This window comes from Streptomyces sp. NPDC045998 (assembly GCF_056430285.1).
In genome coordinates, this window is sequence record NZ_JBWKLJ010000004.1 from 378,264 (window position 1) to 390,691 (window position 12,428).

Here is a 12,428-nt window from a genome sequence, read left to right on the forward strand (position 1 = left end):
AGCGTCAGCAGACGTGCCGGTCGCGCTCCGGCGAGTACAGGTGGCTGTCGCGGAACTGCGTCGCGGCCAGCGTGCGGCCCACCAGGATCACCGCCGTCCGCGTGATGCCCGCCTCCTTCGTCGCCGCCGCGATGTCCGCGAGCGTGCCGCGCAGGATCACCTCGTCCGGGCGGGACGCGAGGGCGACCACGGCAGCGGGGCAGTCCTCGCCGTAGTGCGGCACCAGCTCGGCGACGACGCGGTCGACGTATCGGGCCGCCAGGTGCAGCACCAGCAGCGCGCCGCTGCGGCCGAGGGTGGCGAGGTCCTCGCCCTCCGGCATGGGCGTGGCCTGCTCGGCGATGCGGGTCAGGATGACCGTCTGCCCGACGGTCGGCACGGTCAGCTCCCGCTTCAGCGCGGCCGCCGCGGCCGCGAAGGCCGGGACGCCTGGCACGACCTCGTACGGGATGCCGGCCGCGTCCAGCCGCCGCATCTGCTCGGCGACGGCGCTGAAGACGGACGGGTCGCCGGAGTGGAGGCGCGCGACGTCGTGGCCCTCCTCGTGGGCCCGGACCAGCTCCGCCGTGATGGCGTCCAGGTCGAGGCGCGCGGTGTCGACGAGCCGCGCCCCCGGCGGGCACTCGGCGAGCAGCTCGCGCGGCACGAGCGACCCCGCGTACAGGCACACCTGGCAGGAGGCGAGGGTGCGCGCGCCGCGCACGGTGATGAGGTCGGCGGCGCCGGGGCCCGCACCGATGAAGTAGACGGTCATCGTGAAACTGCTCCAGGTGCTCCAGGCTTGGTTACGGACCATTGCGTGACCGGCATGGCCTGGCGCCAGCCGGTGAAACCGCCCACCGGGACGGCGTGCGCGACCGCGAGCCGTACGAGCTCGCCGCCGTACCGCCGGTAGCGGTCGGCGAGCAGCGCCTCGGATTCGAGGGTCACGGTGTTGGCGACGAGCCGCCCGCCCGGCCGCAGGGCGTCCCAGCAGGCGTCGAGGAGCCCGGGCGCGGTCAGCCCGCCGCCGATGAACACCGCGTCGGGGGCGGGCAGCCCGGCGAGGGCACCGGGCGCGGGCCCGGTGACCACGCGCAGGGCGGGGACGCCCAGCGCCTCCGCGTTGCGGGTGATCCGTGCGGCCCGCTCGGCGGAACGCTCCACGGCGATGGCGCGGCAGGTGCGGTGGGCGCGCATCCACTCGATGCCGATCGAGCCGGAGCCGCCGCCGACGTCCCACAGCAGCTCGCCGGGCGCGGGCGCCAGCGCGCCGAGCGTCGCGGCGCGCACATGGCGCTTGGTGAGCTGGCCGTCGTTCTCGTACGCCGCGTCGGGCAGGCCGGGCACGGCCCCGAGGCGCAGCGCGCCGTCGGCGCGCACACAGGTGACGGCGATGACGTTGAGCGGGTCGCCGGGCGCGTGGGTCCAGGCGTCGGCGGTGCCGGTGAGGACGCGCTCGCGCTCCGGGGAGCCGAGCTGCTCCAGTACGCGCAGGGTGCTGGGCCCGAAGCCGCGTTCCCGCAGCAGCGCCGCGACCTCGCCGGGCGTCTCGGCGCCCGCGCTGAGCACCAGCAGCCGCCGCCCGTCGTGCAGCGCGGCGGCCAGCGAGGCGAGGGGCCGGCCGACCAGCGTGACGGTCTCCGTCTCCTCCAGGGGCCAGCCGAGCCGGGCGCAGGCGTAAGAGACCGACGACGGGTGCGGCAGGACGCGCAGCCGCTCGGGGCCGGCGGTCTCGGCGAGGGCGCGGCCGATTCCGTAGAACATGGGGTCCCCGCTGGCGAGCACGGCGATCCGGCGCCCGGCGTGCTCGGACAGCAGCCGGGGGACGGCGGGCCGCAGCGGCGAGGGCCAGGCCACGCGCTCGCCACGGCACTCCGCGGGCGGCAGCAGGGCGAGCTGCCGTTCACCGCCGATGACGACCTCGGCGGCGCGCAGGGCGTCCCGGGAGGCGTCACCGAGCCCGGCCCAGCCGTCCGCGCCGATACCGACGACGGTGACCGGATGACGGATGGCTATGGGGCTGCTGCTCACGGGCCCGAACCCTATCGGGTGGTCGTGCGGCGGCCGCCTCTGGGCGGCCCCGCCGCCGGGTACCCGTGCCCGTACCGACCCCGGTCTCGAGAGGTGTGAGGGCGATGCAGTTCGGAATCTTCACCGTCGGCGACGTGACCCCCGATCCGACGACCGGCCGGGCGCCGACCGAGCACGAGCGGATCGCGGCCATGGTGACCCTCGCCCTCAAGGCCGAGGAGGTCGGCCTCGACGTCTTCGCCACCGGCGAGCACCACAACCCGCCGTTCGTGCCGTCGTCCCCGACGACCCTCCTCGGGTACATCGCCGCCCGCACCCGCCGCCTGGTGCTGTCGACGTCCACGACCCTCATCACCACCAACGACCCGGTGAAGATCGCCGAGGACTACGCGATGCTCCAGCACCTCGCGGACGGCCGCGTCGACCTGATGCTGGGGCGCGGCAACACCCCGCCCGTCTACCCGTGGTTCGGGCAGGACATCCGGCAGGGCATCCCGCTCGCCATCGAGAACTACGGGCTTCTCCACAAGCTGTGGAGGCAGGAGGCGGTCGACTGGACGGGCCACTTCCGTACGCCCCTGGAAGGCTTCACCTCCACGCCGCGCCCGCTGGACGACGTACCGCCCTTCGTCTGGCACGGCTCCATCCGCTCCCCCGAGATCGCCGAGCAGGCCGCGTACTACGGCGACGGCTTCTTCCACAACAACATCTTCTGGCCCCAGGAGCACACGAAGCGGATGGTGACCCTCTACCGCGAGCGGTTCGCGCACTACGGTCACGGCGACCCCCAGCAGGCCATCGTGGGGCTGGGCGGCCAGGTCTTCATGCGGCGCAACGCGCAGGACGCGGTAAGGGAGTTCCGGCCGTACTTCGACAACGCCCCGGTGTACGGGCACGGCGCCTCGCTGGAGGAGTACACCGCCCAGACGCCGCTGACCGTCGGCTCCCCGCAGCAGGTCATCGAGCGGACCCTCACCTTCCGCCGCACGGCCGGCGACTACCAGCGCCAGCTGTTCCTCCTCGACCACGCGGGGCTGCCGCTCAAGACGGTCCTGGAGCAGCTGGACCTGCTCGGCGAGGAGGTCGTCCCCGTCCTGCGCGAGGAGTTCGCGGCCCTGCGCCCGGCGGGCGTCCCGGAGACGGCCCCGCCGCACCCGGCCACCGCCCGCTAGCGCCTGCGACCCGCCGGCGCCGGCGACGCGAACGCGGACGGCTCACTCGTGCCCGTACTCACTCGTGCGTGTAGAAGAGGTAGAACGCGATGAGTCCCGCTCCCGCCCCCACCACCAGCGACACCGCCGCCGCCGTCAGGACGCTGGCGCCGCTCAGGCTATACAGCCACCCGACGCCCAGCCCGACCAGCGCGCCGTACGCCGCCCCGCGCAGCTCGCGCGGCAGGGACGCCTGGGTGCGGCGCAGGAGGAAGTACAGGCCGCCGAACACGACGCCGCTGACGAGGCCCAGCATCGCGATGCCGAAGGTGATCGTGCGCCCGTCGCGTTCGATGTGCTGGGCGTAGAGGGCGAAGAGGAAGCCGAGGACGAGGGGCAGCTTCCAGCCCGTACGAGGCCGGGTCCGGCTTTCGTCGCGGTGGCGGGCGCGGGTGTATCCGGGTGTGGCGGGTGCGGACATGGGTGGCTCCTTCCACGCACTCACTTCACTCCCTCAGAGCACACCTGCGAAGGCCGTCCGGCAAGTGGATCAGCGTCGCCGGGACCGGCCCTCGCCCGTCGCGCCCGACCTGCACGCCCGCCCCCGATCCGGGAAGGTGGAGTCCATGGACAACGAGCAGATCCTCGACCACATCGGAGCGCTCGTCCGCGAGGAACGGGCGCTGCACGACCGCGCCGGCGCCCTCACCGGCGACGAGGAGGCGCGTCTGCGCTCCCTGGGGGCCCAGCTCGACCAGTGCTGGGATCTGCTGCGGCAGGGGCGCGCCAAGGAGGAGGTCGGCGAGGACCCGGACACGGCGACGGTCCGCCCGCCCGGTGACGAGGCCTACTGAGCCGCCGGCCCCCACCGGGGGAGGCGCCGGCAGGGCCGTCCGGCTCGCGCCGCCCGAGTGGCTGATGCGGGCCCTGCGCCCGCAGCCCGCGCCCGTCCCGTGGGCCGCCGTCGCCCGCGCCGCCGTCGCGCTCACCGCGCCCCTCGCGGTCGGCCTCGCCGTGGGGCAGCCGCTGTACGGGGCCCTGGTGTCGATGGGCGCCCTGTCCGGGGTCATCGGCGACACCGCCGACGCGTACCGGATGCGGATCTTCAACATCGCCGTGCCGCAGCTCTTCGGCGCGCTCGGCGTCACCCTCGGCACCCTGGTGTACGGCGAGGGCTGGGCCGCCGTCGCCGTGCTCACGCTGATCGCGCTCGCCTCCGGCATGATCTCGTCGATCGGCGCCGTCGCCTCCGTCTCCGGGCTGCTGCTCCTCCTCAACGCCGTCGTCGGCGCCGGACTGCCCATGCCGAGCCCCTGGTGGAAGGCGCCGCTGCTGCTCACCCTCGGCGGCGCGGTCGTCCTCGCCCTCACGCTGCTCGGCTGGCCCCTGCGGGGCGGCGTACCGGAACGGGCGGCCGTCGCCGCCACCTACCGCGCCATCGCCGCGCTCCTCGCGGCGGCGGGCACCCCCGCGTACGAGGACCGCCGCCCCGCCGTCACCCGGGCCCTCAACACCGCGTACGACCTCGTCCTCGCCCGCCGCGCCCGCGACCACGGCCGCAACCCGACGCTGGTGCGGCAGCTGGCGCAGCTCAACGCCGTGATCCCGATCGTCGAGGCGGCGCCCGCGGCCCATCTGCGCGGCCGCCCGCTGCCCGCCGCGATCCCGGCGGCGGTGGAGGCCCTCGCGGCGGCCGTCGAACGGGAACGGCCCGCCCCAGCCGCAGCCCCGGATCCGTACCCGGACCCGGAGCTCCCCGACCCCACCACCCCCTCCGAACGCGCCGTCGACCACGCCCTGCGCCACGCCGCCACCGTCGTCCACGGCACGGAGACCGGTTCGCTCGACCGCCTCGACCGTCCCGCCGCGCTCTCCGTACGGGCCCGGCGCGCCGCCCGCGACGCCCTCGTCTCCGAAGGCTCATGGCGCTACGGGCTGCGCCTCGCGGTGTGCATCGGCATCGCGCAGTCGCTCGTCTCCCTGATCGCCGTCCCCCGCTCGTACTGGGTGGCCCTCACCGTCACCTTCGTCCTCAAGCCCGACTTCGGCTCGGTCTTCTCCCGCGCCGTGCTGCGCGCCCTCGGCACGGTCGCCGGGCTCGCCATCGCCGCGCTCGTCCTCGCGGAGGTGCCGCGCGGCTGGTGGGACGTGCCGGTGATGGTGGTGCTGGCCGCGCTGATCCCGGCCTTCTCGGCGAAGGGGTACGCCTTCCAGACCGCCGCCATCACCCCCGTCATCCTGCTCCTCTCGGACTGGCTGAACCGGCAGGGCTTCGAGCTGGTCCTGCCGCGCCTGTACGACTCGCTCCTCGGCTGCGCGATCACGCTCGTCGCGGGCTACCTGCTGTGGCCGGAGAGCTGGCACACCCGGATCGGCGACCGTCTCGCCGACGCGGTCGCCGACGCCGCCCGCTACGTCGCCCGCGCCTTCGGCCCGGAGGCGGAGCGGAACCCCGGCGCGCGGGTCCGCGCCCGGCGCCGCCTGTACCGGGACCTGTCGACCGTACGGGCCGAGTTCCAGCGGGCGCTGACCGAGCCGCCACCCACCGGCACCCGCGCCACCGCCTGGTGGCCGCTGGTCGTCGCCGTGGAGCGGATCATCGACGCGACGACCGCGGCCCGGGTCCGCGTCGACCACGGCGCCCCGCCGCCCGACCCCGCCGAGGCGGCGGAGGTCGAGCGGCAACTGCGCGAACTGGCGGCGGGCCTGCGCACGAGCCACGTCATCACGGGCGTACGGGCGGAATGGGACGACGGCGGCGGGGAAGAGGGGAGCAGCGTGCTCGGGCCGCTGCGCCAGGAGGTGCGGGCGGCCCGCGCGATCGCCTCTCCCGGGCCCGACTACGATGCGCACGATCCACGCGTGCAGCACCGCTCCTGAACCACCGCACCTACCGCTATATGCCGTCATATGCCGTGCCTTCCAAGGACATTCGCCATGCGCAGCATCACTCCCAGGGGTCTCCAGCCCAATGTCCTCGGTACGTTCGACACGATCGTGATGGCCGTCGCCGGCAGCGCCCCCGCGTACTCGCTGGCCGCCACCACCGCCGTCCTCGTCGGCGCCGTCGGCTTCGCCGCGCCCGCCGCGCTGCTCTACTGCGCAATCCCGATGCTGGGCATCGTGCTGGCCTTCGGCCGGCTCGGCCGGATCGACGTCAACGCGGGCGCCGGCTACTCCTGGGTGGGGCGCACCCTCCACCCCTTCCTGGGGTTCCTCTCCGGCTGGGCCCTGGTGGTGGCCGCCACGATCTTCATGGTGGCCGGGTCGCTGCCCGCCGGACAGCTGACCCTCGCGCTGTTCGACCCGCACCTCGCCGCCGACACCACGCTCGCCACCGCCGTCGGAGCGGGCTGGTTCCTGGTGATGCTGCTGGTGGTGCTGGGCGGGGCGCGGCTCACCGCGCGGGCCCAACTCCTCATCACGGGCGTCGAGCTGGCCGTCCTCCTGCTCTTCGTGGTCGGCGCGCTGCTGCACCGCGGCTCGGCCGCCGCCTTCGACTGGTCGTGGCTCGGCTTCTCCCACTTCGACGGCGTCTCGGGCTTCGCGTCCGGCGCGCTGATCGCCGCCTTCTGCTACTGGGGCTGGGACGTCACCAGCAACCTCAGCGAGGAGACCCGGAACAGCCGCCGCACCGCCGGTCTCGCGGCGCTCGTCGGCATCGGGGTCGTCTTCCTCCTCTTCGAGGCGTTCACGATCGCCGTCAACATCATCCTGTCCTCCCACGAGATCGCGGAGGTCGGCACGGGTGTCCTGGCGCTGCTCGGCCGCGCGATCTGGCCGGGCTGGGGCGGCAAGCTGCTGATCCTGGCGGTCATGCTGTCCACCGTCGCGACCCTGGAGACCACGCTGATCCAGGTGACGCGCTCCCTGTTCGCGATGGGCCGGGACCGTACGATGCCGGCCGCCCTCGGCTCCGTACACCGCCGCTGGAACACGCCGTGGGTGGCCGTCACCGTCGTGGGGGCGGTGGCGCTGGCGCTGTTCGCGGCGGCCACGGCGCTCGGCTCGGTGGGCGACATCCTGGGCGAGGCGGTCCACGCCATGGGCCTGCAGATCGCCTTCTACTACGGCCTCGCGGGCATCGCCGCGGTCGTGGCCTACCGGAGGATGCTGTTCGCCTCCGTACGGGACTTCGTGCTGGGCGGGGCGTGGCCGCTGCTCGGCTCGGCATACATGTTCTGGGTGTTCGTCACGGCGCTGGAGGAGCTGAGCCCCACCTCGGTGGCCGTCGGCCTGGGCGGGCTGGCCGCCGGGCTCGTGCCGATGCTCTGGTACTGGCGCAAGGGCAGCGCGTACTACCGCTGCCCGGCGCGGCTCGACGCGGTGCGCGCGATGGCGGCGGTGGAACCGTACGGCGGTGTTCCGGGGCAACGGCGCGGCGGCGCGGGCGAGCCGCTGGCGACGGACTTCTGATGGCGGCCGCCCGCCGGCGGTCGGCCCACCGCCGTTCGGCCCGCTTCACGCCCGACTTCGACCCGGACTTCGGGGACCGGGCGCTGACCGCCGCCCGGCACGACATCGTCATCGGCCGCTGGCAGGGCGTCCGCGACCTGCTGGCCGCATCGGACGGGGACCGGGCCCGGCGCACCCTGCGGCTGCGGATGCTGGCCCACGCGGCGGCCGGATCCACGGTGGTGGAGGCGTGGCGGGCGGCCGAGCCCGACCACCCGGACGCGGCGGTGCTGCGGGCCGCGACCGAGGTCGTACGGGTCTTTACCACCGCGATCGCGGCGGGCACGCCGCCCGGCCCGGGCGCGGCGGTGGACCGGGCGCGCCTCGACGCCACGGTCCTCGCCTGCCTGACCGCGGCGGACGCACGGCCCGCCGACCCGATGCCGTGGGTGTCGCTGCTGACGGTGGCGCGGCTGTACGAGGGCGGGGTCGGGCGCCGTGAACTGCGCGGCTGGTGGGACGAGTTGCGGCGCCGCGACCCGTACAACCTGGAGGGCCACGTCCAGCTGCTGCGCTACTGGTCGGCCCGGTGGCACGGCACCCACGGCGCGATGTACGACTTCGCGCGGGACGCGGCGGGCGCGGCGCCACCCGGCTCGCCGCTGCCGGTCCTGGTGCAGATCGCGCGGGTGGAGGAGTACCGGTACGTCGTCGAGAGCGGGCACGGCCGGGGCCCGGTGCGCGGCTTCGACCAGCACTGGAAGCACGAGCTGGCGGCCACGGAGGTACGGCGCACGCGCGACCGCTGGATCGGCGGCCGCGCGCCCGGGCCGGTCCGGCCGGAGGAGGTCGAGCCGCTCAACTTCCTGACGCACGCGGCCTGCCACGCGGGCCTGCCGGAGGTGTACGGGGAGCTGTTCGGGCTGCTGGGGGCGCGGGCGTCGTGGATGCCGTGGGCGTACACGGGCGATCCGGCGCAGCAGTACACGAGGTGGCGCGGGGGGACGGCCCGCGCCACCTCGTGACCCCCCGTGGGTCCGTCAGACGCCGATGTTCCGGCCGTCCTTGCGGTACACGGCGACGACCGCCGGGCGGACGATCTTCCCGGGTCCGTCGGGCCAGGCGGAGGCGGGCTTCTCGACGGACGCGCCGTCGACCTCGCCCGGGTGCTGGACGGCGACGAGCACGCGCCGCTCCTGGATGACCGGCCCGCACGTCTCGGCGCCGGTCGGCACGGTCAGGAACTGCTTCAGCTCACCGCGCCGCTCGCCCTGCGTGGCGACGGCGAACAGGCCGTCGTGCGAGCCGAGCTGGTTGCCGTCGGTGGAGATCCACAGGTTGCCGTACGGGTCGAAGGCGACGTTGTCGGGGCAGGAGATGGGGCTGACCTTCTCCTTGGGGTAGCCCGCGAAGTACGTCGCCGGGTCCTCCGGGTCGCCCGCGACGAGGAACAGCCGCCACGCGAAGCCGTCGGAGGCCGGGTCGTCCCAGTGCTCGGCGAGCTCCAGCACGTGGCCGTGCTTGTTGCTGTTGCGCGGGTTGGCCTCGTCGGCACCGGCCTTGCCGGCCGCGCCGCGGTCCTTGTTGTTCGTCAGCGCGACGTACACGCGGCCGGTGCGCGGGGACGGCTCGACGTCCTCGGGGCGGTCCATCTTGGTGGCGCCCACCTTGTCGGCGGCGACGCGGGTGAAGACGTACACCTCCTCGGCGGTCATCCCGGGGACGTGGCTGGTCGTGCCCGTCGCGAGGGGGATCCACTGCCCGCTGCCGTCGAACTCGCCGTCGTTCGGCAGCTTGCCGGTGCCGTCGACGTCGCCCGGGGAGTCGCCGGTGAGCTTGGCGACGTACAGCGTGCCCTCGTCGAGCAGCGTCAGGTTGTGCTCGCGGGCGCGGCGCGAGGAGCCCTTCATCATCCGCTTCGACGACACGAACTTGTAGAAGTAGTCGAACCGCTCGTCGTCGCCCATGTAGACGACCGGCCGGCCGTCGGCCGTCAGGCGCGGCTGGGCGGCCTCGTGCTTGAAGCGGCCGAGCGCGGTGCGCTTGCGGGGCGTGGAGTCGGGGTCGTACGGGTCGAGCTCGACGACCCAGCCGAAGCGGTGCGGCTCGTTGGGCTCCTGCTTGACGTCGAAGCGCTTGTCGAACCGCTCCCACTTGCGCTCGCTCGCGCCGGAGCCGATGCCGTACCGCTTGTCGGTCGGGGACGAGCCGTGGGCGAAGTACTGGTTGAAGTTCTCCTCGCCGTGGAGCGTGGTGCCCCAGGGGGTGGTGCCGCCGGCGCAGTTGTTGAGGGTGCCCAGGACCGTACGGCCGGCCGGGTCGGCACTGGTCTTGAGGAGGTCGCCGCCCGCCGCCGGGCCGGTGAGCTCGAACGCGCTGGTGGCGGTGAGGCGGCGGTTGAGCGGGTGGCGGGTGACGGGCGTGAGCCGGCCGGAGCGGTGCTCCTCCTGCACGACGACCACGGACAGGCCGTGCGCGGCCCAGGCGATCTCGACCTGCTCGCGGGTCGGGTTCTCCGGGTCGTACCCCTTGAACATCAGGACTTCGTCCGTGTACTCGTGGTTGGCGACCATCACCTGGCGCCCGTACTCGCCCTTCAGGGGCAGCAGCGACAGGAAGTCGTTGTTGTACCCGAACTGCCCGGCCTGTGCCTTCGCGGACTGCTTGTCGGCGTCGAAGGCGGGCGCCCCGCGCAGGATGGGCTCGCCCCAGCGGATGACGACGCTCTGGGCGTAGCCGTCGGGGACGGTGACCTTGTCGTCCGTGTTGGGCGCGACGGGGGCGAAGCGGAGCCCGCGGGCGCCGGCGCTCCTGCCCGCCCCCTTCCCGGCGGTGGGGGCCGCCGGGGTGGCGGCGACCGCCTCCTGTCCGCCCTGTACGGCGAGGGCGCCGCCCGCAGTGGCGGCGACGGTCACGGCGGCGGTGGCCCGCATCATCGACCGGCGCGAGAGGGCGCCGGCTATGACGTCGCCGACGTACTCGTTGTCGCTGGTGTTCGGCACCTCGTGGAAGCAGGCGTCACCGCAGCGGTAGCGGCAGGTGAGGGCGGACCGACCGCCCCCGTGCGAGTGGGTGCTCAGCAGCGGCAGCAGTCTGCGCACTTCGTTCCTCTTCCTCGTTTCGCGAATTCCGTCCGGCGTGACGCTAAGTGCGGATATGAGCAGCGCGGCGGCGACAAGATGAACGGTGCATGAATCGAGGGCGTCGGGGGCGGGGTTGACGCGATTGCCCCTTGCCTTTCGGCGCCACACGGGGCGGCTAACCTTACGTGTCCGCCCTGGCCGGGGATGATTCCCGCAGTACGGACATACACGGCACCCAACATGCGAAAGGCCTCGCCCATGGGCATTCGGAGCTTGCTGCGCAAGGTGTTTGGACGCGACCGTGCGGAGCGTAACGAGTCGGCGGCCACGGCCCCCTCCGTCCCGCCCCAGACGGAACGGGCGGTGCCCCCGACGACGACGGTTCCGTCGCAGTCACCTGCTTCCCCCGCGGAATCGGCCCCTTCGGCCCCTGCGGTGTCGTCCTCCGCGGCGCCCTCGTCGGCGGAGTCGTCCTCAGCGGAGTCGTCCCCCGCGGCGCCTTCTTCGACGGAGTCGTCCTCGCCCTCCGCGGAGTCGTCCCCCGCGGAACAGGCGGCAGCGGACCTGGTGGCCGCCGCCTTCGACGCGCCTCGCCCGCGCCGCACGACGATCCCCCCGGCGCGGGACGCGTCGTCCACGTCGTCCACGTCGTCCACGTCGGGGACGCCTGAGGTGCCTGAGCCCTCGCCCGAGGCGGCCGGGGTACCCAAGCCCGCGGAGGCCCCGGACGCTGCGAAGACCCCGGAGGCGGCCGCTGCGCCTGCCGCCGAGGCTCCGGAGCCGGAGGCCGCTCCGGCCGCCGAGGCGCAGCCGGAGCCCGAGGTAGCCGCCGCTGCGGAGACCGCCGAGCCTGAGGCCGAGCCCGAGGCCGCGGCCGCCGAGGCCAAGGCCGAGGCCCCCGAGCCCCAGCCCGAGCCGGAGCCGGAGGCGCAGCCGGAGCCCGTCGCCGAGGCACCGACCCCCGCCGAGAGCGAGGACCGCACCGACAGCGACGACACCGCCGACGACACCACGCCCACACCCACGCCCACGCCTGCGGCCGCATCGACCGAGCCCGCCGAAGAGCAGCCGACGGCGCCCGCCGGCAAGCCCGCGCACACGCTCGCCCGCGTCAAGGCGCGGGCGCCCCAGGGCGCGGTCGTGGACGCGTACAAGGCCGCCGGCTCCGTACTCAAGAAGCGCGGCCTCACCGGCGCGCGGGCCAGCGTGTACCTGGTGCTGGACCGGTCCGGCTCGATGCGCCCGTACTACAAGGACGGCAGCGCCCAGCACCTCGCCGAGCAGGCGCTCGCGCTCGCCGCGCACCTGGACGAGGACAAGGACGCCACCGTCCCGGTGGTGTTCTTCTCGACGGAGATCGACGGCACCGGCGAGGTGACCCTCGACGACGTCGACGGCAGGATCGAGGCCCTGCACGACAGCCTCGGCCGCATGGGCCGGACCAACTACGACCGGGCGATCGCGGAGGTGCTCTCGCTGCACGAGAAGTCCGGCGCGGCCGACCGCCCGGCGCTGGTGATCTTCCAGACGGACGGCGCGCCGGAGTCGAAGACGGCGGCGACGCAGGCGCTGGCGGACGCCGCGGCTCGCGCGGGCGGCATCCAGTGGCGGTTCGTGGCGTTCGGGGAGAAGGACGCGAAGGCGTTCGACTACCTGCGCAAGCTGCAGGCGGAGAACGCGGGCTTCTTCCACGCGGGCCCGGAGCCCCGGGAGGTCCCGCACGCGACGTTCTACCGCGAGCTCCTCGCGGACTGGTCGGTCTGACCGACGGCGTACGTCCAAGGGG

10 protein-coding genes are annotated in these 12,428 nt (G+C 74.3%); 6 read left to right on the forward strand and 4 right to left on the reverse strand.

Going from position 1 to position 12,428, the window contains the following annotated elements; genetic code table 11:
• Window positions 1-4: 4 nt before the first annotated feature.
• Both cobM and cbiE read right to left on the reverse strand, forming a co-directional pair.
• Window positions 5-754 carry a precorrin-4 C(11)-methyltransferase gene (cobM, locus tag AC07FJ_RS14835; RefSeq protein WP_361425580.1) on the reverse strand — a complete coding sequence of 250 codons (750 nt, stop codon included), beginning with the start codon at window positions 752-754 and terminating at the stop codon, window positions 5-7.
• Window positions 751-2,013: a precorrin-6y C5,15-methyltransferase (decarboxylating) subunit CbiE gene (gene cbiE / locus AC07FJ_RS14840; protein WP_479049050.1), complete on the reverse strand. Its 1,263-nt coding sequence runs from the start codon at window positions 2,011-2,013 to the stop codon at window positions 751-753. Before cbiE ends, cobM begins: the two co-directional genes overlap by 4 nt.
• A 104-nt stretch (window positions 2,014-2,117) precedes the next feature.
• Between cbiE and AC07FJ_RS14845 the strand changes: the two genes are divergently transcribed.
• Window positions 2,118-3,185, forward strand: a complete 1,068-nt coding sequence (locus AC07FJ_RS14845; protein ID WP_479049053.1) for an LLM class flavin-dependent oxidoreductase — start codon at window positions 2,118-2,120, stop codon at window positions 3,183-3,185.
• Window positions 3,186-3,243: 58 nt separating this feature from the next.
• On the opposite strand, the gene AC07FJ_RS14850 is transcribed toward AC07FJ_RS14845, so the two are convergent.
• A complete protein-coding gene (locus AC07FJ_RS14850; RefSeq protein ID WP_479049055.1) occupies window positions 3,244-3,645 on the reverse strand; it encodes a hypothetical protein in 402 nt (133 codons plus the stop codon).
• A gap of 145 nt (window positions 3,646-3,790) precedes the next feature.
• Between AC07FJ_RS14850 and AC07FJ_RS14855 the strand changes: the two genes are divergently transcribed.
• From AC07FJ_RS14855 to AC07FJ_RS14870, 4 genes are all read left to right on the forward strand, one after another.
• Window positions 3,791-4,018, forward strand: coding sequence for a DUF2630 family protein (locus tag AC07FJ_RS14855; protein ID WP_479049056.1), 228 nt, complete (start codon window positions 3,791-3,793; stop codon window positions 4,016-4,018).
• 64 nt (window positions 4,019-4,082) lie between these two features.
• On the forward strand, window positions 4,083-6,044 hold the full coding sequence (locus AC07FJ_RS14860; protein WP_479049506.1) for an FUSC family protein: 1,962 nt from the start codon (window positions 4,083-4,085) through the stop codon (window positions 6,042-6,044).
• A gap of 57 nt (window positions 6,045-6,101) precedes the next feature.
• Window positions 6,102-7,580 carry an APC family permease gene (locus AC07FJ_RS14865; protein ID WP_479049058.1) on the forward strand — a complete coding sequence of 493 codons (1,479 nt, stop codon included), beginning with the start codon at window positions 6,102-6,104 and terminating at the stop codon, window positions 7,578-7,580.
• The gene (locus AC07FJ_RS14870; protein ID WP_479049060.1) at window positions 7,580-8,584 is read left to right on the forward strand and encodes a hypothetical protein; all 1,005 of its coding nucleotides are present in this window, start codon (window positions 7,580-7,582) and stop codon (window positions 8,582-8,584) included. The genes AC07FJ_RS14865 and AC07FJ_RS14870 overlap by 1 nt, the downstream gene beginning before the upstream one ends.
• Before the next feature lie 15 nt (window positions 8,585-8,599).
• Here AC07FJ_RS14870 and AC07FJ_RS14875 read toward each other — a convergent pair whose 3' ends face one another.
• A complete protein-coding gene (locus tag AC07FJ_RS14875) occupies window positions 8,600-10,660 on the reverse strand; it encodes a PhoX family protein (RefSeq protein ID WP_479049061.1) in 2,061 nt (686 codons plus the stop codon).
• Between the two features lie 654 nt (window positions 10,661-11,314).
• On the opposite strand from AC07FJ_RS14875, the gene AC07FJ_RS14880 reads away from it, so the two are divergent.
• Window positions 11,315-12,406: a VWA domain-containing protein gene (locus AC07FJ_RS14880; RefSeq protein WP_479049063.1), complete on the forward strand. Its 1,092-nt coding sequence runs from the start codon at window positions 11,315-11,317 to the stop codon at window positions 12,404-12,406.
• Window positions 12,407-12,428: the final 22 nt, after the last annotated feature.

Coding starts and splice junctions, on each gene's coding strand:
- AC07FJ_RS14850 (WP_479049055.1), bottom strand. CDS start 3,645: ATGTCCGCACCCGCCACACCCGGATACACCCGCGCCCGCCACCGCGAC.
- cobM (WP_361425580.1), bottom strand. CDS start 754: ATGACCGTCTACTTCATCGGTGCGGGCCCCGGCGCCGCCGACCTCATC.
- AC07FJ_RS14870 (WP_479049060.1), top strand. CDS start 7,580: ATGGCGGCCGCCCGCCGGCGGTCGGCCCACCGCCGTTCGGCCCGCTTC.
- AC07FJ_RS14855 (WP_479049056.1), top strand. CDS start 3,791: ATGGACAACGAGCAGATCCTCGACCACATCGGAGCGCTCGTCCGCGAG.
- AC07FJ_RS14860 (WP_479049506.1), top strand. CDS start 4,083: ATGCGGGCCCTGCGCCCGCAGCCCGCGCCCGTCCCGTGGGCCGCCGTC.
- AC07FJ_RS14865 (WP_479049058.1), top strand. CDS start 6,102: ATGCGCAGCATCACTCCCAGGGGTCTCCAGCCCAATGTCCTCGGTACG.
- AC07FJ_RS14845 (WP_479049053.1), top strand. CDS start 2,118: ATGCAGTTCGGAATCTTCACCGTCGGCGACGTGACCCCCGATCCGACG.